Genomic DNA, 25,521 nt, shown 5'->3' with positions numbered 1-25,521 from the left:
CCCGCCGGACCTTACTACTATTTAGTGCTGGCTCATCCAGGACGGCTGGCGCATTTGCCCTTCGCGGTCGATCTTGCGCATGCGGAACTCGAGGTCGTACAGATCGGTGGCTTCGGCCAGATAGGCGTCGTTGTGCTCCTTGGCGCGCTGGTCGTAGGACTTCGTCAGGAACAGGAAAAGGCGGCTGATCAGATACATGGTGAACCTCGGATTTGGCGTTAGGTGACTGACACCTAGGGATAACCCGTATTATAGGGAAAACCCTAGGTCAACACCAGCGCTAAATTCGACGTGTGGCAATTTGTCAACTGGCGCGCTGGCGGGCGCTTTCTGACGCGCGAGTTGCAGGCCGCGCCGACTCGGTCCGGCGCTGGTGCCGGAAAAAATCCCACAACAAACTCGACGCATCCGGTCCCTTCGACGAATGGAACGGCACGGCATCGTCGCCGCCGCTCCACGCGTGGCCGAGGCCCGCCACGCGGCAAAGGCGCACGACGCGCCGTCCGCCGCGCGTGTAGTCGCGCGTCGTGACGGTCGCCTTGCGGTCTTCCTTGACGTCGCCGACCTTGCGCACGCCTTGCGCATCGACGATCCCGTTGAGCCGCAGGAACTGCGCGGTCAGTTGCTCGGCGTTGACAGGCGCAACCACGTGATCCGCGTCGCCTTGCAGAATGATCGCGGGCATGCCGGGATAGGAGATGACGTCTGCGACGGCATCGACCAGCGCGACGGGATCCCGCCGCGTCCCGCGCCGCATCACGTCCATCGCGGTGATGCCCGAGTGCGCTTCGCCGAACGCCGGCCCCGAATGCAGCGCGACCGCGGCGAAATGTTCCGGAAAGTGAAGCGCCAGCAACGAACTCAGACCCGCGCCCGCCGAAATTCCCGCCAGATAGACGCGCTCGCGATCGAAACCGTAGGTTGCGACGAGCGCATCGACGAGCGACACGACGGCGCGCGCTTCCGCACGGCCCGCGCGGTCCGTATCGTCGTACCAATGCCAGCAGCGGTGTGCGTGCGCGTGTTTCGACTGCTCGGGATACACAACGGCGAAGCCATAGCGGTCAGCGAGCAGGTTCATGCGCGTGCCTTCGGCGAATTCGTCGATGGACTGCGTGCAGCCGTGCAGCATCACGATCAGCGGCGCGTGCCTGACAGGTTTGCCGGCGGGCAGATACAGCCCGTACTGCAAATGATTGACGAGGCTGCCCGGCGCAGCGGGCGCGGAATGAAACGAGCGAGTCCACGAACCGCTCGCCCAGGCGGCAGCGCGCGGACGCACGCGCGACTCGCGCGCGCCGCGTTGCGGCACGTCACGGGTGACGCTCTGTCGAACCTTCGCCGACGGCTTCGCGACCGTCGATGCGGGGCGCGTCGCGTTGCGGGCCGACGAACGCTTGGGCTTACGCTTCAGCGTCGCCTGGACGTGCTCACTTTGAATCGCAAACAGGCGTTTCAGGCCGCCTAGCCAGATTTTCGTCAAGCTTTTTGGCATAGGATTTTCTCGCAAATAGGGATCGATGCTCTCCGCCTGGCGGCGAACTTGTGCAATGCACAATAACATCAATCTCCGTGCGATGCTGACATCGGCAAAGCCCGATTTCGGAAAAGCCCGTGGCGCCGGGCTTTAGATAAGACGATTTCCGAATTGTCCTAGCATATGTCAGATTTCGCACTTTCCGGTGGCGTCTGCGACAGAACAGCTACCCCTATACTTATAGAATACGCGCCGGTCGAACACGATCGCGCCCTGCACACGTCGTCAATCGAATTGCCCATGTCTCATTTGCCATCTCACCTCTGGTATCTGATTACGAACTTTGGCGGCGCCGGACTGACGCTGCCGCTCGCCTTCGCTATCGCGCTGTGGCTGGCCGTCGGCTATTCGTGGCGGCTTGCGGCGGCCTGGCTGTTCCTGCTAGGCGTGGCTGTCGCGCTCGTCACAGCGACGAAGATCGCGTTTCTCGGCTGGGGCATCGGTGTGCGCGTCTGGGATTTCACGGGCTTAAGCGGACACGCGATGTTCGCCACCGCGGTTTTTCCCGTGGCCGCCTTTCTCGTGCTGCTGTCCGCGCCGCCTGCCATGCGCATCGCGGGCGTGACGCTCGCACTGCTGGGCGGCGCGACCGTCGGCCTGTCGCGCGTCATTATCGAGGCCCACTCGCCTTCGGAAGCGATCACGGGCTGCATCGTCGGTGCGCTGACGGCGCTCGTGTTCGTGCGCATCGCGTGGAACGCGACGCCGCCGGGACGCCTGCCTGTCGCGCCCGTCGTGGTGAGCCTGATGGTCATCATGCTCGGCCTGCACAAGCTGCATCTGCCGACCCAGCGCTGGGTCACGCATATCGCGCTGAAGGTTTCCGGCCACGACCGGCCATTCATCCGCGCCAAGTGGAAAACGCTGCGCGACACGGACATCCCGGCCTCCCCCGTTGCACCCGTCGTGCCGTTGCAGAAAACGCGCAACGTCGCGATGCCGTTACCCGATTCCGACGCATAGATCACACGAAATGGGCAATCTTGCGTGCCACATGTTCAACATGTCGACCGCTGTAACCCTACCTATATTACGATGGCGTTTTCAGCTTCCTTCCGGTCGATCCGGCGCCATCTACCCATGTCCTTCCCGTCGATGACCCGCTTTCTGAAACCTGCCCTGCTCGTCGCGAGCTCGATTTCGTTTGCTTTCGGCTCACAGGCACACGCCGACGAACTCGTCGTGTCTGCGGCCGCCAGCCTGACCAACGCGTTCAAGGCAGTCGGCGACGCCTATGAGAAGGAGCATCCGGGCACGAAGCTGCTATTCAACTTCGGCGCCTCCGACGTGCTGATGCAGCAAATTGTGAAGGGGGCGCCCGCCGACGTCTTCGCATCCGCCGACCAGAAAGCGATGGACAAGGCCGCCGTGCAAAAAGTGATCGTGCCCTCGACGCGCAAGGACTTCGCCGCGAACTCGCTCGTGCTGATCGTGCCGACGGACAGCAAGCTCGCGCCGTCGGATCTGAACGAGCTGACCTCGGCGAGCGTCAAGCGGATTGCGTACGGCGATCCGGCCTCGGTGCCTGTCGGGCGTTACACGGAAGGCGCGCTGAAGGCAGCCGGCGCGTGGGATGCCGTGAGCGCGAAGGGCGTGCTCGCATCGAACGTGCGCCAGAGCCTCGATTACGTATCGCGCGGCGAAGTCGACGCGGGCTTCGTATTCGGCACCGACGCCGCCGTGATGCCCGACAAGGTCAAAGTCGCGCTGACCGTGCCGACGACGACGCCGATCAGCTATCCGATCGCGCAGGTCGAAGGCAGCAAGCACGCTGCCGACGCGCAATCGTTCATCACGTTCGTGCTGTCGCCGCCAGGCCAGGCTGTGCTGGCCAGGTACGGCTTCAGGCCGGCGCACTGAGCGGCGCCCTCCTATATCCGCCATCGCTGACATGGAACAGGCCTGGATTCCGCTGATGCTGTCGCTGAAAGTCGCGGGCTGGGCGACGGCGTTGAACATCGTGTTCGGCGTCGCGCTCGGCTTCGGTCTCGCGCGCTGGCGCTCGGGCGCGCGCGATCTGATCGACTCGCTGCTGACGCTGCCGCTCGTCATGCCGCCGACGGTGCTCGGCTACTACCTGCTCGTGCTGCTCGGCCGGCGCGGCGTGTTCGGCGCGTGGCTCGACCGCTTCGATATCCAGCTGGTGTTCACGTGGCAAGGCGCCGTCATCGCGTCGATGGTGGTCGCGTTTCCGCTCGTGCTGAAGTCGGCGCGGGCCGCTTTCGAATCCGTCGATCCGCAGCTGGAACGCGCCGCGCGCACGCTCGGCGTGAGCGAAGCGGCGATTTTCTTTCGCGTGACGCTGCCGCTCGCGTCGCGCGGTATTCTGGCGGGCGCGCTGCTTGCGTTCGCTCGCGCGCTCGGCGAATTCGGCGCGACGCTGATGATCGCCGGCAATCTGCCCGGCCGCACGCAGACGCTTTCGGTGGCCGTGTACGCCGCCGTGCAGGCAGGCGACGACAGCACGGCCAATTTCCTCGTGCTCGTGACCTCGGTCACCTGCGTCGTCATTCTGGTGCTTGCGGGCCTGCTCGTGCCGCAACACTCGCTGATGACGTCCCGCTGACATGCCGCTCACCGTCGATATCCGCAAAACGCTGCGCACGGCCGAGCGGGAGTTCCGGCTCGATGTGTCGTTCACGGCGAACGCGCAGCGCATGGTGCTGTTCGGGCCGTCGGGCGCGGGCAAGAGTCTGACGCTGCAGGCGATCGCCGGGCTGCTGCGTCCCGACGAAGGCCAGATCGTGCTGCACGGCGACGCGCTGTTCGACAGCGCACGCGGCGTCGACCAGAAGCCGCAAGCGCGCAGACTCGCTTATCTGTTTCAGGACTACGCGCTGTTTCCCCACCTGAACGTGCGGCAGAACATCGGTTTCGGGATGCACACGGGCTGGCTGAATCCGCGGCGGCATTTTTCGCATCCGCAGATCGACTACTGGCTCGACGCGCTCGATCTGAAGAGCGTGGCCGGGCATCACCCGGCGCAGCTGTCGGGCGGACAGAAGCAGCGCGTGGCGCTGGCGCGCGCGCTGGTCGCGCAGCCGCGCCTGCTGCTGCTCGACGAGCCGTTTTCCGCGCTCGATCACGCGCTGCGCGCGCGCATGCGGCGCGAGCTATCGGACCTGCAGACGCGGCTCGATATTCCGATGCTGTTGATCACGCACGATCCCGACGATGTCGCCGCATTCGGCGATCAGGTCGTGCAGGTGTACGACGGCAGCGTGCGCGAGAACGTGCCGTTCAGAGGCTATCCGCGGACGGTTTCGTAACTGGCGTTCAGGCCGTCACGCCCAGAATCACGCTCGATGCCTTGAACGCGGCGACGAGCGTCTGCCCTTCGGCAATGCCCAGTTCCGCGACGCTTTCGTTCGTGACGACGGACGTCAGAACGGCACCGCCTTCGAGCGTCAGCGAGACCTCCGCATTCACCGCGCCGCGCTGCACGGCCGACACCGTTCCGCGCAGCCGGTTGCGTGTCGAGAGCCGCTCCGATGCGCCGTCGTCCGCGACGAGCAGCACCGACGACGCCTTCACGAGCGCGACTGCCTCGGCGCCGACCTCGAGCCCCAGCGTCTCCGTGCTTTCGTGCGTGACGATGGCGACGATGCTCTGCCCGCCAGGCAATGCCAGCGCAATCTCATCGTTGACGGTGCCGCGCTGGATCGCGCCGACCTTGCCGTACAACTGGTTGCGCGCGCTCGTTTTCATGCCGATGCGGCCGATCAGCTGCCAGTCGTCGGAGAAACCGGCGATCGCCGCGCCCGCGCGCTCCAGAAACAGCCGATGCTCGCGCTCGACAGCGCGAAACGTCTCGATCAGCGCCAGCGCGCGCGGCGTAAGCGTCGTGCCGCCGCCGCCCTTGCCGCCCGTCGAACGGACGACGAGCGCTTCGCCCGCGAGGTTGTTCATCGCGTCGACGGCATCCCACGCGGCCTTGTAGCTCATGCCGACGGCTTTGGCGCCCGCCGTGATCGAGCCCGTCTCGCCGATCGCGGCCAGCAGCGTGATGCGCTGCGCGCCGCCGAGCGCCTGCTCGCCGGAACGGAACCAGACCGAGCCGCCGAACTGCAAGGGATCGTGAGATGGGTTGTTGTTGTCGGATGTCATGGCTCGCGTGAGCGTCGGCTGACGAACGGATGAAGGTGTGGGCCATTATAGCGAGGCCATCCTCTGCCACCTTCATCCGCGCGGCTCACAGCGCGTACTGCGCAATCCCGTTGCCGAACGACCAGTTCTCCTTCAGCACCTCGACGAGGTTGATGAACACGTCTTCGCGCCGCACGCCTGGAGATTCCGCGAGATTGTCGACGATGCGCCTGTAAAGCGCCTTCTTCTGCTCCTCCGAGCGCGAGTTGGTCACGGCGAGCTGGATCATCACGAGATCGTCGCTGCGCTGGATGTCGAGAAAGTTGCGCCCATAAAAGAAGTTGCTCTCGTCATGCTCGGTGATGGCCATGAAGATGTCGTCCTCGGGCACGTTGAACTCGGCGATCAGCGCGCGCTGGATGCCTTGCGTGAGCGCCTGGCGATAAGCGGCCGGCTTGCCGGCGCGAAGTGCGATGCGGGTGAAAGGCATGTCGAACTCCTTTGAATGAAGAGAAAGTGCATTCAGATTAGTTCGCGTCTATGATGATGAACAGATATAGATAAATATTTCATCTATTTTCAAAGGAAATGAAAGTACTCGATCTGGATGCTGTGCGCGCGTTCGTGCTGGTCGCCGATCTGCGCAGCTTCACCCGCGCCGCCGACGCGCTCGACACCACGCAATCCGCTGTCAGCCTCAAACTGAAGCGGCTGGAAGCGCATGTCGGCAAGCAGTTGCTGGAGCGCACGCCGCGCGTCGTGCGGCTGTCGGCGGATGGGGAAGCGTTTCTGGAAGGCGCACGCGATCTGCTCAGGGCACACGACCGGGCGCTCGGCGCGTTGTCGGCGGACAGGCGGCGGTTCGCGCTCGGCCTGAGCGAACATGTGGCGGGAGCCGATCTGGCGGCGCTGCTTGCGCGCATGAATGCACACGATCCGGGGCTCGTGCTGGAGCTGCACATGGGACTGTCGGCGACGCTGCTGCAACAGTTCGACGAACGGCGGCTCGACGCCGTGATCGTGCGCTACGAACCGGACGACGTGCCGCGCGACGACGGCCAGTTGCTCTTTACGGAGCCGCTATCGTGGCTCGCGACGCCCGAATGGCAGCCGCGCGCGGACGAGCCGCTGCCGCTCGCGCTGCTGGCCGCGCCCTGCAACGTGCGCTCGATTGCACTGCGCACGCTCGACGGCGCGGGCATCGCGTGGCGCGAGACATTCGTCGGCGGCGGCGTGCAGGCGGTAGGCGCAGCAGCGGCGGCCGGACTTGCCGTCTCGCCGCTCGCGAGGCGTGTCGCGCCGCGCGGACTCGTCGATTCAGGCCCGAGACTCGGGCTGCCGCCGTTGCCGGAATCGCGCGTGACACTGCATTCGCGAGTGCGCGATGCGCGCTCGATCGAGTCGTTGCGGCTCGTGACGAATGGCTTGAGCGCGCAGTGAGCGCAGCGGCGTACGGCTTAGTGGAGGATAGGCGGCAGTGCGCGCGGCGTTGAGCCGTTGCCGCTGCTGCCGGGTTGAACGGCTGGACTTTCCGCGATCTGAGCAGGTTTCGCCGCGGCCTGGACGGGCTTGGCATGCGCAACCTTCGCGCTCGTCGCGTGCACCGGTTTGACAGCGACGCTGTGCGGCTTTTTCGCCATCGGCTGCGGCTTCGTCTTCGTCTTCGTCTTGGCAGACCCGACGTGCTTCGCCCCAGCCACCTTCGCATGCGGCGCCGCCGCCTTCCCATGATGAGCGTGCGCCGCGCCGCGGGCCGCCTCGGGCGGATTCCACACTTCCTTGTACTCTGCCTGCGCCGCCATCGACGCGCACAACAACCCTACCGTCACCCACACCTTCGAACGCAGCGACACCGCAGTCTCCGTGCAAAAACTCGAGGCGCGAATTATACAGGCGTACTTGCAATAATCCACATATAGACTAATATGCATAAAAAGTTCAAAACAGGACTCCGATCATGTCTTCCGCCGCCCACTATTCGAGCGCTGAACGACCGCTGCGACGCCCTCCCGCCGAACCTTCGATGGCGGACATGTCCGCCGCCGGTCTGCGCGCATTCTTCAACATCGCGCGCGACTGGGAACTGAATACCGAAGAGCAGATCGTCCTGCTCGGCTCGCCCGGCCGCTCCACGTTTTTCAAGTGGAAGCAGGAGCCGCAAGCGGCGCGTCTCAGCCGCGACACGCTGGAGCGCCTGTCGCTGCTGCTCGGCATTTATAAGGCGCTGCAAATCCTGCTGCCGCAGCCCGCCGCCGCCGACGCATGGGTCAAGCGCCCCAACAGCGCGCCGCCGTTCGGCGGCCGCCGCGCGCTCGACCGCATGCTGGCGGGCAATATCAGCGACCTCGTAGCCGTGCGCCAGTATCTCGATGCAATGCGAGGCGGCTGGGCGTGACCGATCCACAATGGCAAGACCGCTGGCGTGCGTGCCCGCTCGCCTGGACGCCGGCGTATCGCGTGATTCCCACGCGCTTTCCCGCCGTCAACCTGTTCGACCGCGTCGCGTCGTCCGAAGACTTCGAGGCGCTGTATGCGCTCGAAGCAATGACCAATGACCGCGTGCGCACCGAAGTCGGCGATCTCGATCTCGTGCCGCGCGAAGAGCGGCGCTTCGGTCCCGGCTACGGGCCGATCATGGCCGCGCTCACACATCTGAATCCGCAGGGCAGCCGCTTCTCGGACGGCACGTATGGCGTGTTCTACTGTGCGCGCTCGCGCGAAACCGCTATCGCCGAAACGCGCTATCACTCCGGCCTGTTCCTCGCCGCCACGCAGGAGCCGCCGATGCGTCAGCAGATGCGTCTCTACACGGTGCTGGCGCAAGGCGAGGTGGTGGATCTGCGCGGCGCGGAGCCGGCCGACTCATCGGTGCTATCGCCGAACGACTATGCGCCCGGCCAGACGCTCGGCCGTGCGGTGCGCGAAGCGGGCGCACCGGGCATCATGTATCCGTCGGTGCGGGACGCGGCGGGCGAGTGCCTCGCCGCGTTCAAGACGACGCTGCTGCGCGACTGCCATCATTCGGCGTACCTGGAGTACAACTGGAACGGCAGTGCCGTCGATATGGTCTTCGAACTGAACCAGGTGGGATAACGGCTAACGACGCGGCCGGCGCCGGCAGCCCCTAAGGCAGCCCCTAAGGCAGCGCGAGCGCGGCGGCGCCGACCGAGCGCGCGACGTCGACGGTGACCGACCAGCGATTCGTCGTGTGAGCCTCGACGATGGTCAGCTTGCCGCCGGGGCCGAAGGCGCCCGTATCGATGAACACTTGCGCGCCGATCTGCTGCACTTCGCGCATCGGCGTGTGCCCACAGTAGGTCAGCGACAGTCCGAGCTGGGCCATCGGATCGCCCGTACCCATGGCGAGGCTGCGGCCCCAGAGCAATTGCTGGCGGCTTTCGGCGGAGAAATCATCGGCGTCGAGGTCGGCGTCCGTGCCGAGAAATTCGGCGTGCAACACGTTGAAGCGCTCGCTGCCCGAGCCGACGATGCGCACGAGCGGCAGTGTGCGCAGACGCTGCGCATAGGCTTGCAGTTTTTCGGCGGGCAGATGCGCGCTCCACAATCCGCCGATGCCGTACCACCATTGCTTCTTCAGCTTGCCTTCGGCGACGGCGCAGAGCGTGTCCTCGTGATTACCGAGCACGGCATGGAACCAGGGCTTGTCGAGCAACGCGAGGGCTTCTTCCGACTGCGAGCCGCGATCGACCAGATCGCCGACCGAGAACAGCCGGTCGCGTGACGGATCGAAGTCGATCTCGCGCAACAGGAAGCGCAGCGCGTCGAGGCAACCGTGCAGATCGCCGATGACGAAGTCGCGTCCTGCGTGGTTGAAGGGATGATGTTCGACGACAGTGACAAGTGTGGAATCCATAACAGCATGATAGTGCGGGTGGGGATGCCCTGTATGCGGGGCATCTCGCGTTTCCAGGCCGTTCGTTAGTGTTTTTGTTTTGGTTGTTCAGTGCTTGCAGCCGCGTTTTGATTTTTGTTCGCAAGTGCTTTTTGTTTGTTGGCATCCGCTTTCTTGCCTTCGTGCTGGTATCCGCGTTTTGCACTCTCGCTGGCATCCGCGTTTTCGTATCGGTGCTTCTTGCGTTGCCCCTGTGCGGGGCGGCACCTACTTTTCTTTGCCGCGGCAAAGAAAAGTAGGCAAAAGAAAGCCGCTCACACCGCCAATCCTTGTATTTGCCTGCGGGCTCCCCACGGGTCCCGCACTCCACACGGCAACGCGCTATTTCACGCCCGTTGCCAGCGCCTTTAACAGGCGCCTCACCCTCTCCAGTCACCCGTAGCCCAGCCAACGGCAGCGATCCGTCTGCGCCGCCCAGGTGGCAAACGGTGTGTAGGTTGTCGCGCCTTACGCGTTGGCGCTCCTACGACACCGATTCCGCTTTTCAGTCCGAAGTGGTGCACTTCCGTCGCGACGGCCTACACACCGTTTGCCACCTGGGCGGCCGGGGACTTCCCGGTAAGACCGTCCGTGACGCGGGAGTGTGGAGTGGGGGATGCGAATCCACGAGCGCTGGCAACGAGCATGAAATAGCGCGTTGCCGTGTGGAGTGCGGGACCCGTGGGGGGCCCGCAGGCAAGCACAAGGATTGGCGGGGTGAGCGGCTTTCTTTTGCCTACTTTTCTTTGCCGCGGCAAAGAAAAGTAGGTGCCGCCCCGCACAGGGGCAACGCGTGAAGCACGGATACGAAATCGCGGATGCCAGCGAAAGCAACAGCAACAGCAACAGCAAAAAACCAAAGCAAACCTACGGCAACACCCGTAGCCGCCCAACCTCGTCGGCACTAATCCGCGCACGAGGATTCCCAAACTGCCCAGTCACATAGTTGGCAAGAGCAGCGACCTGTTGGTCATTCAAATCCCGCTCAAAACCAGGCATCAGAACATCGGCATCCTGAGTGGTGCGCCGCACACCACGCAATATCACCATCGCGAGATTATTGGCGTCGCTGGCGCCGACAGCACTGTTATGAATGAGCGAAGGATAAGCACCCGGCGAGCTGGCGCCGACCCCTTCCCCGGTCCAGTGATGACACGTCGCGCAATTAGCGACAAACAGCTGCGCACCATTGACGCCGCTAACCCGCGTGCCACGGATCGCATCGACATCGCTGGCAGGCGAACCCCATGCAGCGCGCATCCGCGACTCACCACGATCAACAGGCTTGATCGACCGCAAATACGTCGCGATCGACCGCAGATCTTCCCGATTCAGATACTGCGTGCTATCGGAAACGACATCGGCCATCGGTCCGGCCGCATTGGCGCGCCCATGCGCAACGCCCGTCGACAGGTAACTGACGACATCCTGCTCCGACCAGCCGCCGATGCCGCTCGTCTTGTGCGGCGTGATGTTGTACGCATGCCAGCCGGCCTGGATCGCACCTGAAAACCGTTCGCTGGTTTTCAGGCCCTGCGTGAAGTTGCGCGGCGTATGGCACTCCTCGCAATGCGCAAGACCTTCGACCAGATACGCGCCGCGATTCCATTCGGCGCTCTGCTTCGGATCGGGCACGAAGCGCCCTTCGTCGAAGTTGAACAGGTTCCAGAAGACCATCAGCCAGCGCTGGTTGAACGGGAAACGCAGGTCGTTCGACGGCGGCGTGTAATGCACGGGCGCCACCGTGTTCAGATACGCGCGGATCGCCTGCACGTCCTGATCGGTGACCTTCGTGTACTCGACATACGGAAACGCCGGATAGAGCCGCTCGCCTCCCTTGCGGATGCCTTCGTGCATCGCGCGCAGAAAGTCGGCGTCCGTCCAGCGGCCGATGCCCGTGTCGGGATCGGGCGTGATGTTGGGCGTGTAGATCGTGCCGAACGGCGTGGCAATCGCGAGGCCGCCCGCGAACGGACGGCCCTTGTCCGACGTGTGGCAGGCGATGCAGTCGCCCGCGCGCGCCAGATACTCGCCGCGCTTGACGAGATCGAGGCCCGGTCCCGACGCGCCGCCCGCGGGCGCCGTAGCCTGCGCGACGGCTTCGCCGAGCGGCGATTCGTCGTTGTGATGCGGCTCGGCGTCGTACGCTTCGAGCCATGCGAGATACAGCGCGAACATCGAGAACACCGCCGCGAACGCCGCCATCTTCCAGATACGCCGGCGGCTCTTGAGCGCCACGCGACGGCTCGACGAGAAGACCGTCGCATCGAGATTGCCGCCGTGACCGCCCGACCGTTTCGCGCGAGACATGTGGTCGCTCATCGTCAGATCTCGCTCTTGAGCTTGTCGGCGAGCTTGAGCGACAGCGCCGCAATGGTCAGCGTGCAGTTCACCGACGCCGCGCCCGGCATCACGCTGCTGCTCGCGATGAACAGGTTCGGATGATCGTGCGTGCGGCAGTCGGCATCGACGACGGAATCGGCCGCGTCGTTGCCCATGATCGTCGTGCCCATGATGTGGTTGTTCGGTGCGAAGTTGTCGTCGAACGATACCTCCGTGCCCTCGAACAGACCGGCGATCTGCGCGTAGAGTTCATGCGTGTGCGCGGCGCTTTTCTTCACGTAGTCGTTGATCGAGTAGTAGATCTCGGGTTGCGGAATGCCGAGCGCATCCTTGTGATCGGCGGAAGGCACGATGCGGTTCTGCGGCTCGGGCAGATGCTCGTGGAAGCTGTTGATCGTCACCAGGCGCGCGGCGCGGTCGCGAATCTGCCGGTCGAGTTCGGCGCCCGTCAGGCCGCTCCTGAGCAGCGCGGAAGCAATCGCCATCGTCGGTACGCCGTTCGACACGTGCAGCTTCTTCGATGCGTACTGCGAGCGGAACGCGCCGTCGCGGAAGTTCACCACCGACGTCATCTCCATCGGCCCGCGTCCCGCCCACAGCGACTCGTTCGCGAGAAACGCGACGCCCGTGCCGGGATGGTCCATCAGATTGCGGCCCACCTGATCGGAGCGGTTGCCGATGCCGTGCGGAAAAGCGTCGGAGGTCGACATCAGCATCAGCTTCGGCGTCTCGATGCCGTTCGCCGCCAGCACGAACAGCTTGGCCGTCACGCGCGTGCTGTTGCCGTTCGGATCCTTGTAGTGAACGGCCGTGATCAACCCTTTGTTGTCCGCTTCGATCCGGTAGACAACGGCCTGCGCAATCAGCTTCGCGCCCGCACGCACGGCCTTGTCGACATGCACGATGCCGTTGTACATCGCGCCGATCGGGCAGATCGGCATGCAGTTGTTGTTGCCGCAGCAGGTGGGGCGCGCGTCGTACGGACGGCTGTTGCGCGCGACGGGCTCGGGCACGACCTTGAAGCCGTTCGCGTTCAACACGTCGGAGAAGCGCTGATCCATGTACGACAGCGGCAGCCCTTTCATCGGATAAGGCTTCGAGCGCGGCGATCCGAGATCGACGGACGCGTCGGGCCCGGACACGCCCAGCTGCACTTCGGCCGCGTAGTACCACGGCTCGAGCGTTTCGTACGGGTAAGGCCAGTCGCGGCCCACGCCGTACAGCTTCTTCAACTGGAAGTCCGACGGCAGCAGGCGCCACGTTGCAGCGGCCCAATGCCACGTCGTCCCGCCGACGAGACGCACGTACTGCGAGTTGTACGGATAGTCGCCCTTCTGGATCAGATAGTTGTTCGCGGGCGAGTACTGCGGATGCGGCGCATAAGGCGTCGACGGATACGGCGCCGCGAAGTCCGATTTCGCCGGCGAATTGCGGAAGTTCTCGACGATCTGCCCGCGCTGCAGGCGTGGCCCGGCTTCGAGCAGAATCACCGACGCCCCCGCGAGCGCCATCTGATGCGCGACGAGACTGCCCGCCACACCCGAGCCGACTACGACGACGTCGGCGGAATTTGCGTTTGCCATTCTTGCCTCTTGTTTGCCTTCGGCTTTGCGCTCTCTTTCGTTCTGTCCATGCTGTGCGCCGCGCAGCCATGACGGGCCCGGCGCACGCGGCGGTTAAGCATTCGCGGGCTTCTGCGTCCAGTAAAACGGCACGTCGCGGCAATACGACGGGATCGTGAGAATGTCCTTCACGGGCTCGAACATCAGCGCGCGCTCGTACGCGATCACCTGCACGTTCGGCATGTCGCCGACGAGGCCGAGATACCACGCGCGCGTAATCGCGCTGACGGTCTTCGCGAGATGCGGCTGCTCGGCCTGCAAGGCCTGCGTGACGGTATCGGACGGCACGCCGCCGTGCGTCTGGATCCAGCTGTTGAGCGCGGCGACGTTCTGCGCGAACTGGTTGTCGATGCGTGACAGCGCGTCGTAGGCGCGCTTGCCGTGCACGGTGTCGAAGCTGGTGTGTCCCGTGAGCTTGCCCGAGAGCGCGAGGAATGCGTCGAAACCGCCGCCGGCGGGAGGTGGCGTGTCGGCGAACGCGGGCGCGATACCTGCGACGCGTGCAAGGTCCGGCATCGCGCCATAGCGTGCCGCCGACGCAAACGCGAGGCCGGCAGCCGATGCGAACGCACCGAGCATCCATGCCCGGCGGCGCGGCGAGCGGGCAGCGTGTCGATCAGCATCTGTCATGGGGGCTCCAGATGATGTTTGTATTCGTCCGGCGCGCGCCGCGTCCGGCTGCTGGCCGGATCATGCGGGCACACCGGGCGTCCGCCCCAATACTGGTCTTGCGCCGCTGTCTCGCGGTCTCTAGTGTGCAGCGGTGTACAGCGGACACAGGCTACGGCGCCAGCGGTTGCGCCGCACGACCTCGATGTCCGATCGCCGGAAGTCCTGCCGCCTTTGCATGCCCGGCGGGCGCCACGCGCGAGAACGAAGCAACCCATGAAAGCCGCATGCAAGGCCGCCAGGTAAAACTGCGGGAAAACTATAACGTCCAGGCACCCATTTCGACAAATCATGCAGCATAGCCACGTAGAATCGCCACCCTCGACGTCGCATCGCGACATACCCTCGTCATATCCCGCTGCCAGGAGCGCGTGAACATGAGCGTCTATCCGCAGGTGTTGCGCAACCGGCCGCGCATGGTCACGGGCCTCGTCGCAGGCGTGGTAATGGGCTTCGTGCTCACAGGCGTGCACATGCGTCCGATGATCCGCGTGCTCGTCTCGTGGGACGTCGCTGTGTGGACCTATCTCGCCCTGATGTGGATCGAGATGGCGCTCGCCGATCACGACCGCGTGCGCGACATCGCCCAGCGCGAGGACGAGAACGCCGTCGTCGTGCTCGGCATCGTCTGTCTGGCGACGGTGGCGAGCGTCGTCGCGATCGTGCTGGAACTGGCGTCGTCGAAAGGCAGCACGGGGCTGTCGCACTACATCGTGACCGCCGTCACGCTGATCGGCGCATGGTTCCTGATACCGACCATCTTCACGCTGCACTACGCCCGCCTGCACTTCGCGGCCGGCCAGCAGGAAACGGCGCTCAAGTTCCCCGACCACAAGCTCGATCCGAACTACTGGGACTTCCTGTATTTCTCGTTCACGATCGCCGTCGCGTCGCAGACATCGGACGTCGTGCTGCGCTCGACCGGGGTGCGCCGCGCGACGCTCGCGCAGTCGGTGCTGTCGTTCTACTTCAACGTCGCCGTACTCGGGCTGTGCATCAACATGGCGGCGGGCCTGCTCGGGTCGTAGCGGGTCGTAGCGGGTCGTCGCTGCGGCCCATTGCATGCCGATCGTGCGCGAAGTACTTCACGGCCAGCCTCCGCTTTTTTCACGCGCACGGCGCACGCATCTCGCGCGCTTCACTGTCGCGCGTGCCTGGCTATGGCAACATGCCATGTAACAGCCGCCCGGCGACACGCCCGAATTACACGTCTTCACTCCGTTCGCGGCGTCATTCGTATGAACGACGCCGCCTGTGCATCTGCTGCATCGTGCCGTACCGGGCTGCGCAGCCATTGTCGTGCGCATACCTGCATTCCAGCCGGGTCTCTCCTGTATCGCTGTCTGGCATAACGCTTGCTCCTAACCCGCCTGTCGATCGGTTTCCGACGATGACATGCAGCGCAGTCCCGCTCGAACCCCTGTCGCTATCGGACAGTTTGCGCAAGGTTTGAACTGACGCGCCGCATGTCGATCAATGCACTACATTGAGCAGTACGCGCCGTCGCAGGACGCATCGCGCGGCATCCGGCTCTGAAGCCTAATAGGCGGTCGTGATCGTACGAATGTGCATCCACGCCGCAAGCAGGACGAATCTGGAAACGACCGATGGAAGCTCCCCACGCCTATGCGCCGCGGATTTACTTCGTTCATTCTCCCCTCGTCGGCCGGCTCGATGCGTGGCCCGCGCAGTTCGAGCACGCGGCTGCGCTCGGTTTCGATCATGTGCTGATCGGCGGGCTGTTCCAGCCGGGACAGGCGGGCCATGCGCAGATCGTCAGCGATCATGCGCGGCTGCATCCCGCGCTCGCCACCGACCAGCCCGCGCACGAAGTGCTGCAGCGTCTCGCCGAGGCCGCAAGTCAACACGGCCTCACGTTGCTGGTCGATCTCGTGATCGACCGCGCGGCCGCCGATGGCCAGCTCTATCGCGAGCACCACGACTGGTTTCATCCGTTCGAGCCGGAAGAAGCGCGGCTCGATCCGCGTCATGCGCGTCACGAAGTCAACGTCGCGTATGCGAATTTCAGCAACGAGCATGTCGCTGCGCCGTTGATCGACTGGTGGGCGCATACGCTCGATACGCTCGCCGATGCGGGCATTGGCGGCTTCCGCTTCGATTCGCCGCATCGCGTGCCCGTGTTCGCATGGCGGCGTCTGCTGGGCGCCGTGCGTGCGTCGCGCCATCCGTCGACGCGCTTTCTCGCCGCCACGCCGGGCCTGATCCGCTCGGACATCGCCGCGCTCGAAAGCGTGGGCTTCGACGCCGTGTTCTCGTCATCGCGCTGGTGGGACTTCCGCGCGCCGTGGATGCTCGACGAACACGCCGTACTGATGCGCGCCGGCTCGCCCATCGCCTTTCCCGAGGCGCCGTACGGCACCCGCCTCGCGGCGGACCTCGAACACGTGCACGACTCGGCCATCGTCGAGCGCGCGTATCGCCGCGCGCTGCTGACGGCCGTCTCGACGGGCACCGGCTGGCTGATGCCGATGGGCTTCGAATACGGCATTGCCGAACCGATCTCCCATACGCTCGGCGACGCCGGCCGCTACGCGAGCCTGCGCGACTCGGCGCGCTTCGATCTCGCCGAGCGCGTGCGCCACGCGAATGCCATCGCGCGCGATACATGGTCCTTGCAAACGAACGGCGAACTGCGCTCGCTGTCCGGCCCCGACACGCATGCCGCGCTGCTGCTGCGAGGCGACGAACGGGATCTGCGCGATGCAGGCGAAGCCGTGCTGATCGCGACCAATCCCGAACTCGGCACGCCCGTGCGCATCGATCCCGCGCGCTTTCTCGACGGCGTGCCGGGCGGCTTCACGCGCTTCGTGCCGCTCGGCACCGAGACACGCAGCGCGCCGCAGCCGCTCGCCGCGTTCACGCTGCCGCCGGGCGCGTGCCGTCTGTTCCGCGCGGTCGCCGAAAAGCCCGTCGTGCTTGCGCCGCCCATCGACAGGCAGAACACGAAGACCTCGGGACACAAGAGCGTGCTCGACGCGATTGCGACGTCGCGCGTGGCGATCGAAAGCGTGTCGCCTGCCGTCGATCACGGGCGCTTTCCCGCCAAGCGCATCGTCGGCGAACGCGCGCATGTGACGGCCGCCGTGTTCGCGGAAGGCCACGACAAGATCGCGGCCGCCGTGATCTGGCGCGCCGCCGACGAAACCGCATGGCACGAGTCGCCGATGACGCCCGCGCAACCCGCCGGCAACGACATCTGGGAGGCGCGCATTCCGCTCGAACGCCTCGGGCGTCACGAGTTCACGGTGATCGCGTGGCGCGACGATTTCGCGTCGCTCGTCGATCACATGCAGAAGAAGCTGAAGGCCGATCAATCCGTCGATCTCGAAGTCGAGGAAGCGAAGCATCTGTTCGCGCTCGCGCTCGCCGAAGCGGAAACAGCGGAAGGCTCGCAGCCGCAGCAGCTCGATGCGATCGTCAAGGAGTTCATGAAAGCCGACACGGGCGAGCGTCTCGCGATCGTGCTCGCGCCGACCACAGCAGAGGCGTTTGCAGCCGCGCGCCATCGGCCGGGACTGTCGCGCGATCCCGTCGTGTATCGCATCGACGCCGAACGCGCGGGCGCGCGCTTCGGCAGCTGGTATGAGATATTCCCGCGCTCGATGAGCGACGACGAGCATCGGCACGGCACCTTCGACGACGTTACGGCCAAACTGCCGCGCATCCGCGACATGGGTTTCGACGTGCTGTACTTCCCGCCGATTCATCCCATCGGCATCGCCAACCGCAAGGGCCGCAACAACACGCTCACGGCGGGACCGGACGACGTGGGCAGCCCGTACGCGATCGGCGGCGAAGCGGGCGGCCACGACGCCGTGCATCCGCAGCTCGGCACGCTCGACGACTTCAAGCGCATGCTCGCCGCCGCGCACGATCACGGCCTCGAAATCGCGCTCGACTTCGCGATTCAATGTTCGCCCGATCATCCGTGGCTGAAGAAGCATCCCACGTGGTTTGCATGGCGTCCCGACGGCACGCTGCGCTACGCGGAGAATCCGCCGAAGAAGTATCAGGACATCGTGAATCCGGACTTCTATGCGCGCGACGCCAAGCCCGAATTGTGGATCTCGCTGCGCGACGTGATCCTGTTCTGGATCGATGCCGGCGTGCGCATTTTCCGCGTCGACAATCCGCACACGAAGCCCTTTCCGTTCTGGGAGTGGATGATCAACGACGTGCGCGCGCGCCATCCCGACGTGATCTTTCTCTCGGAGGCGTTCACGCGTCCGCGCGTGATGGCGCGGCTCGCGAAGCTCGGCTTCTCGCAGTCGTACACGTACTTCACATGGCGCGAGTCGAAGCGCGACTTCACCGAGTATCTGACGGAACTCACGCAGAGCAATCTGCGCGATTTCTTCCGGCCGAACTTCTTCGTCAACACGCCGGACATCAACCCGCGTCATTTGCAGGCACAAGGGCGCCCGGGCTTTCTGATCCGCGCGGCGCTCGCGACGATGCTGTCGGGCCTGTGGGGCGCGTATAGCGGCTTCGAACTGTGCGAAGCCGCCGCGCTGCCGAACAGCGAAGAGTATCTGGATTCGGAGAAGTATCAGATCCGCGCGTGGGACTGGAACCGGCCCGGCAACATCGTGCGCGAGATCACGGCGCTGAACCGCATCCGCCGCACGAATCCGGCGCTGCACACGCATCTGAATCTCACGTTCCTGCCCGCGCACAACGACCACATCCTGTTCTTCGAAAAGGCCACGGAAGCGCGCGACAACGTGATCGTCGTCGCGATCAATCTCGATCCGTACAACGAGCAGGGCGCGGATATCGAGTTGTCGTGGTCGACCTTCAACCGCTGGGGCGTGCACGATCACGGCACCATCGACGTGACCGACCAGGTGACGGGCGAGCAGTTTCAATGGCAGGGCCGATGGCAACACGTGCGGCTCGATCCCGGCACGCGGCCGTTCGCGATCTGGCGCATCGCGCCCGCGGGCGGCCTGCCGCGCGAGACCGTTCCCGACGAAGCAGAAGCGCATCGGGCCGCTCATGACACGACATTCAATGAAGGTGCGATATGAAACGTGACGATTCCGCAGAAAGCACGTCGCAGGCCCATATCACCGACACGACGGCGGAAGCCGCGCCATCCAAACCGCACGCGGCGCGGCGCGGCAAGGTGTCGACGCTCTCCGACGATCCGCTCTGGTACAAGGACGCGATCATCTATCAGGTGCACATCAAGTCGTTCTTCGATGCGAACAACGACGGCGTCGGCGATTTCCCCGGCCTGATCGCGAAGCTCGACTACATCGCGGAACTGGGCGTGAGCGCGATCTGGCTGCTGCCGTTCTATCCATCGCCGCGCCGCGACGACGGATACGACATCGCCGACTATCGCAACGTGCATCCCGACTACGGCACGATCGCCGACGTCAAGCGCTTCATTCAGGAAGCGCACGCGCGCGGGCTGCGCGTGATCACCGAACTCGTCATCAACCACACGTCGGACCAGCATCCGTGGTTCCAGCGGGCGCGCCGCGCGAAGCCCGGCTCGAATCATCGCAACTACTACGTGTGGTCGGACACGGACAAGAAGTACGAGCAGACGCGCATCATCTTCATCGACACGGAGCCGTCGAACTGGACGCACGATCCCGTCGCGGGCCAGTACTTCTGGCACCGCTTCTATGCGCACCAGCCCGACCTGAATTTCGACAACCCTGCGGTGATGCGCGAAGTGCTGCAGGTGATGCGCTTCTGGCTCGATCTGGGCATCGACGGTCTGCGGCTGGATGCCGTGCCGTATCTCGTCGAACGCGAAGGCACGAACAACGAGAACCTGCCCGAAACGCACGCCATTCTGAAGAAGATCCGCGCGACCATCGACGCCGAGTATCCGAACCGGATGCTGCTCGCTGAAGCGAACCAGTGGCCGGAAGACGTGCAGGAATACTTCGGCAACGAAGACGAATGCCATATGGCGTTCCACTTCCCGCTGATGCCGCGCATCTACATGTCGATCGCGAGCGAAGACCGCTTCCCGATCACCGACATCATGAAGCAGACACCGGATCTCGCCGAAACGAACCAGTGGGCGATCTTCCTGCGCAATCACGATGAACTCACGCTCGAAATGGTCACCGACTCCGAGCGCGATTACTTATGGAACACCTATGCGAGCGACCGCCGTGCGCGCCTGAATCTCGGCATCCGCCGGCGTCTCGCGCCGCTGATGGAACGCGACCGCCGCCGCATCGAGCTGATCAATTCGCTGCTGCTGTCGATGCCGGGCACGCCCGTCATCTATTACGGCGACGAACTCGGCATGGGCGACAACATTCACCTCGGCGATCGCGACGGCGTGCGCACGCCGATGCAGTGGTCGTCTGACAGAAACGGCGGCTTCTCGCGCGCCGATCCCGAACAGCTCGTGCTGCCGCCCGTGATGGGCGCGCTGTACGGCTTCGACGCCGTCAACGTCGAAGCACAGAACCGCGACCCGCATTCGCTGCTGAACTGGACGCGCCGCATGCTCGCGACGCGCCGCTCGAAACACACGTTCGGACGCGGCACGATCCGTTTCCTGAAGCCGAACAATCGCAAGATTCTCGCGTATCTGCGCGAACTGCCCGGTGAGCCGCCCATCCTGTGCGTCGCGAACCTGTCGCGCGCACCGCAGGCGGTCGAACTCGACCTGTCCGAATTCAACGGCGCGACACCGATCGAAATGACGGCGGATTCCGTGTTCCCGCGCATCGGCCAGTTGACCTATCTGCTGACGTTCCCGCCGTACGGCTTCCTGTGGTTCCTTCTTTGCGAAGGCCAGAGCCGTCCGACATGGAGCCAGCCGCCGTCCGAGCCGCTGCCCGATTTCGTGACCATCGTGATCCGCGAAGGCCAGTCAGGGCCGACGCCGGAGAACGTGCGGCTGCTCGAATCGGAAGTGTTGCCGTCCTGGCTGGGACGCCGCCGCTGGTTCGCATCGAAGGATCAGAAGATGCACGCCGTGCGGCTCGCCGCGCTCACGACGATCCCCGAAGCAGGCTTCGCATTCACGGAAATCGAAGCGGATGTCGGCGACCACACCGAACGCTACGTATTGCCCATCGCGATCACGTGGGGCGCCGATACGACCACGCCGCTCTTCATGCAGCTCGCGCTTGCGCGCGTGCGCCGCGGCCGCACCGTCGGCCATCTGACGGACGCGTTCGCGCTGCCGCAATTCGCATACGGCACGTTGCGCAAGCTGCGCGAGCGCGCCTCCGTGCCGACCGTGCAGAAAAGCACGATCCAGTTCATTCCGACCGACCGTTTCGCCGAACTCGAACTGGGCGATCAGCCCGAAATCCGCTGGCTCGCGGCGGAACAGAGCAACAGCTCGCTCGTGATCGCCGACAAGGTGGTGCTGAAACTCGTGAGGCGCCTGCTGAAAGGCGTGCATCCGGAAGCGGAAATGACCCGCTATCTGACGCAGCTCAATTACGCGAACACGGCGCCGCTGGTCGGCGAAGTGGTGCGCGTCGATCCGGATAACGTGCCGCATACGCTGTGCATCCTGCAAGGCTTCGTCGACAACCAGGGCGACGCGTGGAACTGGGCGCTCGACACGCTGCGCCGTTCGATCGACGAACTCGCGCTCGTGATGGACGGCGGCGCCGACGCGAACCAGCAGAATCAGGACCGCGTGAACGAGGAGGAGGCGATCGAAGGCTACGCGTCGTACATGGGCACCATCGGCAAGCGGCTCGGCGAGCTGCACGTCGCGCTCGCGACGCCGTCCGACAACCCCGCGTTCAATCCCGAGCCTGCCGACGCACAGCAGGTTCAGGCGTGGATCGACGGCACGCAGAAGCTGCTCGCGACCGCGCTCGACCTGCTCCAGAAGAACGTCGATCACCTCGGCGAGGACGCGGCGCTGCTCGGCCACAGCATTCTCGATCGCAAGGCCAGGCTGGTCGAAGCGGTGTCGAACCTCGTGACGCCCGATGCGCATGCGCTGCGCACGCGCATTCACGGCGACTTCCATCTGGGCCAGGTGCTGGTATCGCAAGGCGACGCATTCCTGATCGACTTCGAAGGCGAGCCCGCTCGCGAACTCGAAGAGCGGCGCGCGAAGTCGAGCCCGTTGCGCGACGTCGCGGGGCTGCTGCGTTCGCTGTCGTATGCGAGCGCAGCCGCGCAATCGACGATGGAAGCCGCGCCGCAAATGACGGCCGACCGCAAGCGCGTGCTGTTCGAACGCTTCCGCGCCGCCGCCGCCGAAGCGTTTCTCGACGAGTACCGCGCCGCGACGCAGGCCGCCGCGCAGCCGCTCGTTGCGCCGGAACACGAACAGGCGTTGCTCGATCTGTTCCTGATCGAGAAGGCCGCCTATGAAATCCGCTATGAGGCAGCCAATCGCCCGACGTGGCTCAGCTTGCCGGTGCGCGGACTCGCCGCGCTGACGAGCCGCCTGCTCGGCGACACGGGCGCAGGGCCGCATTCGCCGTCGGCTGCTTCGACGCCTCCTGAAGGATCAGAGGGTGACTATGAGTGAGCAACACAACGTTCAACTTGGAGCTGCCGGTCTGAATCGCGTGGACCTGGATGCGCTCGTCGATGCCCGCCATCACGATCCGTTTTCGCAACTGGGCATGCACGAGACCCACAGCGGTCCCGTCGTGCGCGTGATGCTGCCGAATGCGGCGCGCGTCTCGGTGATCGCGCGCGACAATGGCCGGCTGCTCGGCGAACTGGAACAGCTGCATGCAGGCGGCCTGTTCGCGGGGCCCGTGAGCGAAGCCGTGCCGTATCGCTTGCGGATCGACTGGCATGGCGCCGTTCAGGAGATCGAAGACACGTATTCGTTCGGCCCGGTGCTCGACGACGAGCCCTTGCAGCGCGTCGCATGGGGCGATCCGTATGCGGTGCTCGAATGTCTTGGCTCACGGCCTTTCACGATGGATGGCGTACCGGGCGTGCGCTTCGTGGTGTGGGCGCCGAATGCGCGCCGCGTGTCGGTGGTGGGCGACTTCAACTCGTGGGACGGCCGCCGGCATCCGATGCGCCTGCGTCATCAGGCAGGCGTGTGGGAACTGTTCGTGCCGCGCATCGGCGCGGGCACGCGCTACAAGTACGAGATGCTGACGCGCGACGGTCATCCTTTACCGCTCAAGGCCGACCCGTGCGCGATGCAAACGGAGAAGCCGCCCGCGACGGCTTCCATCGTCGCGCATGTCGACGACGTCGAGCATTTTGCGTGGACGGACGGCGACTGGATGCAGACGCGCGCCGGCAAACAGACATCGCAATCGGCGATTTCGATTTACGAGGTGCATGCCGAATCCTGGTTGCGCATCGCGGAGGAAGGGCATCGCGGCTTGAACTGGTCTGAACTCGCGGACCGGCTGATTCCGTATGCAAAGGAAATGGGCTTCACGCACATCGAGTTCATGCCCATTGCCGAGCATCCGTTCGGCGGATCGTGGGGCTATCAGCCGCTGTCGCAATTCGCACCGTCCGCGCGCTTCGGCACGCCGGAGCAGTTCGCGGGCTTCGTGAACCGCGCGCACGAGGCGGGACTCGGCGTGATCCTGGACTGGGTGCCCGCGCACTTTCCGAACGATTCGCATGGGCTGGTCGAGTTCGACGGCACGCCGCTCTATGAACACGCCGATCCTCGCGAGGGCTATCACCAGGACTGGAACACGATGATCTACAACCTCGGTCGCAACGAGGTGAGCGCGTTCCTGATCGCGTCGGCGCTGGCCTGGTTGAAGCGCTATCACGTCGACGGTTTGCGCGTGGATGCCGTGGCGTCGATGCTCTATCGCGACTATTCGCGTGCGGCGGGCGAGTGGGTGCCGAACATTTACGGCGGCCGCGAGAATCTCGAATCGATTGCGTTTCTGAAGCGTCTGAATCACGAAGTGCAGCACATGCCCGACGTGCATGGCGCGATCACGATCGCGGAGGAGTCGACGGCATGGCCCGGCGTGACGGCGCGTACCGAGGACGGCGGGCTGGGCTTCCAGTTCAAGTGGAACATGGGCTGGATGCACGACACGCTGCACTACATGCATGAAGACCCGGTGTATCGGCAATGGCATCACCACAACATGACGTTCGCGATGGTGTATGCCTATTCCGAGAAATTCGTGTTGCCTTTGTCGCACGATGAAGTCGTGCATGGAAAGGGTTCACTGCTTGGCAAGATGCCGGGCGACCGCTGGCAGAAGTTTGCGAATCTGCGCGCGTACTTCGCGTTCATGTGGACGCATCCGGGCAAGAAGCTGATGTTCATGGGCGGCGAGTTCGGGCAGATGGCCGAGTTCGATCACGATGGATCGCCGCACTGGCATCTGCTCGACGACGACTTGCATCACGGCGTGCAGCGGCTGGTGCGTGATCTGAACCGGCTGTATCGCGAAGAACCCGCGTTGCACCGGCTCGATACGGAGCCGGGCGGGTTCGAGTGGATCATTGGCGACGACAGCGCGAATTCGGTTTTCGCCTGGCGGCGGGTGGATGGCGCGGGGCGTGAGCTCATTACCGTGTGCAACTTTACGCCGGTGCCGCGGCATGGATATCGGGTTGGGTTGCCCCGTGCGGGGCGGTGGGTCGAAGTTCTGAACACCGATGCGGGTGTTTATGGCGGGTCCAATGTTGGAAACGGTGGTGTCATCTATACAGATGAAGTTTCCGCGCATGGGCGGCCGCAGTCGGCTGCTCTGGTTTTGCCGCCGTTGGGGACGGTTGTTCTGCGGGCAGATTGATTTTTTGTCTGCGACGCAGTCGCCATTCTGGTTTTTTGGTTTTGGTTTTTGGTTTTTGGTTTTTGGCTTTTGGCTGGCATCCGCGATGTGTTGTCTTGTTTCATGCGTTGCCCCTGTGCGGGGCGGCACTTACTTTCTTTGCCGCCGCAAAGAAAGTAAGCAAAGAAAGCGGGCTAACCCCGCCAATGCTAGTCATTGCCTGCGGGCCCTCAACCGGTCCCGCACTCCCGGCGGCAACGCACTGTCTCATGCGCGTTGCCAGCGTGCTAACTGTATGCATCACCCGCTTCAGATGCCCGCGTCACGAATTGCATTACCGGTAAGTCCACCGCCGCCCAGGTGGCAAACGGTGTGTAGGCCGTCGCGATCGAAGTGCACCACTCCGGACTGAAAAGCGGGATTGGTGTCGTAGGAGCGCGAACGCGTAAGGTGCGACACCCTACACACCGTTTGCCACCTGGGCGGCGCAGACGGATCGCTGCCGTTGGCTGGGCTATGGGTGACTGGAGTGGGTGAGGCGCGTGTTAAAGGCGCTGGCAACGCGCATTGAGTAGCGTGTTGCCGTGTGAAGTGCGGGACCCGTGGGGGGCCCGCAGGCAAACACAAGGATTGGCGGGGTGAGCGGCTTTCTTTTGCCTACTTTTC

The 25,521-nt window shown here is 64.5% G+C and carries 20 protein-coding genes; 11 read left to right on the top strand and 9 right to left on the bottom strand.

Translation table 11 applies throughout. The features are described 5' to 3' along the window. Positions 1-21: 21 nt before the first annotated feature. Positions 22-198: a DUF3563 family protein gene (locus FRZ40_RS24180; protein WP_081767701.1), complete on the bottom strand. Its 177-nt coding sequence runs from the start codon at positions 196-198 to the stop codon at positions 22-24. Positions 199-304: 106 nt separating this feature from the next. Further along, complete coding sequence (locus FRZ40_RS24175; RefSeq protein ID WP_028370501.1) at positions 305-1,495, bottom strand: extracellular catalytic domain type 1 short-chain-length polyhydroxyalkanoate depolymerase; 1,191 nt, start codon at positions 1,493-1,495, stop codon at positions 305-307. Between the two features lie 282 nt (positions 1,496-1,777). Between FRZ40_RS24175 and FRZ40_RS24170 the strand changes: the two genes are divergently transcribed. The 4 genes from FRZ40_RS24170 to FRZ40_RS24155 all read left to right on the top strand — a co-directional run bounded on the left by FRZ40_RS24170 (position 1,778) and on the right by FRZ40_RS24155 (position 4,806). Beyond that, positions 1,778-2,500: a phosphatase PAP2 family protein gene (locus tag FRZ40_RS24170; RefSeq protein ID WP_147235831.1), complete on the top strand. Its 723-nt coding sequence runs from the start codon at positions 1,778-1,780 to the stop codon at positions 2,498-2,500. Between the two features lie 117 nt (positions 2,501-2,617). Then, positions 2,618-3,397 carry a molybdate ABC transporter substrate-binding protein gene (modA, locus tag FRZ40_RS24165; RefSeq protein WP_147235830.1) on the top strand — a complete coding sequence of 260 codons (780 nt, stop codon included), beginning with the start codon at positions 2,618-2,620 and terminating at the stop codon, positions 3,395-3,397. 31 nt (positions 3,398-3,428) lie between these two features. Further along, positions 3,429-4,103 carry a molybdate ABC transporter permease subunit gene (gene modB, locus FRZ40_RS24160; protein ID WP_147235829.1) on the top strand — a complete coding sequence of 225 codons (675 nt, stop codon included), beginning with the start codon at positions 3,429-3,431 and terminating at the stop codon, positions 4,101-4,103. Position 4,104: 1 nt separating this feature from the next. Further along, positions 4,105-4,806 (top strand): ATP-binding cassette domain-containing protein, encoded by a 702-nt coding sequence (locus FRZ40_RS24155; RefSeq protein WP_147235828.1) that lies wholly within the window; start codon positions 4,105-4,107, stop codon positions 4,804-4,806. 7 nt (positions 4,807-4,813) lie between these two features. Here the strand turns inward: FRZ40_RS24155 and FRZ40_RS24150 are convergent, their stop codons facing one another. Continuing rightward, positions 4,814-5,644 (bottom strand): TOBE domain-containing protein, encoded by an 831-nt coding sequence (locus tag FRZ40_RS24150; protein ID WP_028370496.1) that lies wholly within the window; start codon positions 5,642-5,644, stop codon positions 4,814-4,816. A gap of 85 nt (positions 5,645-5,729) precedes the next feature. Continuing rightward, positions 5,730-6,113 (bottom strand): tautomerase family protein, encoded by a 384-nt coding sequence (locus FRZ40_RS24145; protein ID WP_147235827.1) that lies wholly within the window; start codon positions 6,111-6,113, stop codon positions 5,730-5,732. A gap of 98 nt (positions 6,114-6,211) precedes the next feature. Here FRZ40_RS24145 and FRZ40_RS24140 point away from each other — a divergent pair, with 98 nt between their 5' ends. Next, complete coding sequence (locus FRZ40_RS24140; protein ID WP_028370494.1) at positions 6,212-7,063, top strand: LysR family transcriptional regulator; 852 nt, start codon at positions 6,212-6,214, stop codon at positions 7,061-7,063. Between the two features lie 17 nt (positions 7,064-7,080). Here FRZ40_RS24140 and FRZ40_RS24135 read toward each other — a convergent pair whose 3' ends face one another. After that, complete coding sequence (locus FRZ40_RS24135; RefSeq protein WP_028370493.1) at positions 7,081-7,476, bottom strand: hypothetical protein; 396 nt, start codon at positions 7,474-7,476, stop codon at positions 7,081-7,083. 104 nt (positions 7,477-7,580) lie between these two features. Between FRZ40_RS24135 and FRZ40_RS24130 the strand changes: the two genes are divergently transcribed. Next, positions 7,581-8,018, top strand: coding sequence for an MbcA/ParS/Xre antitoxin family protein (locus tag FRZ40_RS24130; protein WP_028370492.1), 438 nt, complete (start codon positions 7,581-7,583; stop codon positions 8,016-8,018). Then, complete coding sequence (locus tag FRZ40_RS24125; protein ID WP_147235826.1) at positions 8,015-8,716, top strand: RES family NAD+ phosphorylase; 702 nt, start codon at positions 8,015-8,017, stop codon at positions 8,714-8,716. Before FRZ40_RS24130 ends, FRZ40_RS24125 begins: the two co-directional genes overlap by 4 nt. A gap of 43 nt (positions 8,717-8,759) precedes the next feature. On the opposite strand, the gene FRZ40_RS24120 is transcribed toward FRZ40_RS24125, so the two are convergent. The 4 genes from FRZ40_RS24120 to FRZ40_RS24105 form a co-directional block, all read right to left on the bottom strand. Beyond that, positions 8,760-9,497: a metallophosphoesterase gene (locus FRZ40_RS24120; RefSeq protein ID WP_028370490.1), complete on the bottom strand. Its 738-nt coding sequence runs from the start codon at positions 9,495-9,497 to the stop codon at positions 8,760-8,762. 885 nt (positions 9,498-10,382) lie between these two features. Beyond that, positions 10,383-11,837: a c-type cytochrome gene (locus tag FRZ40_RS24115; RefSeq protein ID WP_240057265.1), complete on the bottom strand. Its 1,455-nt coding sequence runs from the start codon at positions 11,835-11,837 to the stop codon at positions 10,383-10,385. 2 nt (positions 11,838-11,839) lie between these two features. Next, positions 11,840-13,441 carry a GMC family oxidoreductase gene (locus FRZ40_RS24110; RefSeq protein ID WP_028370989.1) on the bottom strand — a complete coding sequence of 534 codons (1,602 nt, stop codon included), beginning with the start codon at positions 13,439-13,441 and terminating at the stop codon, positions 11,840-11,842. Between the two features lie 93 nt (positions 13,442-13,534). Further along, positions 13,535-14,110 (bottom strand): sugar dehydrogenase complex small subunit, encoded by a 576-nt coding sequence (locus FRZ40_RS24105; protein WP_028370990.1) that lies wholly within the window; start codon positions 14,108-14,110, stop codon positions 13,535-13,537. A gap of 416 nt (positions 14,111-14,526) precedes the next feature. On the opposite strand from FRZ40_RS24105, the gene FRZ40_RS24100 reads away from it, so the two are divergent. From FRZ40_RS24100 to glgB, 4 genes are all read left to right on the top strand, one after another. Beyond that, entirely contained in the window at positions 14,527-15,177 is a 651-nt protein-coding gene (locus FRZ40_RS24100; RefSeq protein WP_028370991.1) for a DUF1345 domain-containing protein, read from the top strand. A gap of 579 nt (positions 15,178-15,756) precedes the next feature. Next, entirely contained in the window at positions 15,757-19,200 is a 3,444-nt protein-coding gene (locus tag FRZ40_RS24095; protein ID WP_147235825.1) for a maltotransferase domain-containing protein, read from the top strand. Next, positions 19,197-22,658, top strand: a complete 3,462-nt coding sequence (treS, locus tag FRZ40_RS24090) for a maltose alpha-D-glucosyltransferase (RefSeq protein WP_147235824.1) — start codon at positions 19,197-19,199, stop codon at positions 22,656-22,658. Before FRZ40_RS24095 ends, treS begins: the two co-directional genes overlap by 4 nt. After that, positions 22,651-24,876, top strand: coding sequence for a 1,4-alpha-glucan branching protein GlgB (gene glgB, locus FRZ40_RS24085; protein WP_147235823.1), 2,226 nt, complete (start codon positions 22,651-22,653; stop codon positions 24,874-24,876). Before treS ends, glgB begins: the two co-directional genes overlap by 8 nt. The last annotated feature ends 645 nt before the right edge of the window (positions 24,877-25,521 follow it).

Source organism: Paraburkholderia azotifigens (genome assembly GCF_007995085.1).
GTDB lineage: Bacteria > Pseudomonadota > Gammaproteobacteria > Burkholderiales > Burkholderiaceae > Paraburkholderia > Paraburkholderia azotifigens.
Note: the sequence above shows the minus strand (reverse complement) of the source record. Positions and strands in the feature narration are given on the sequence as shown.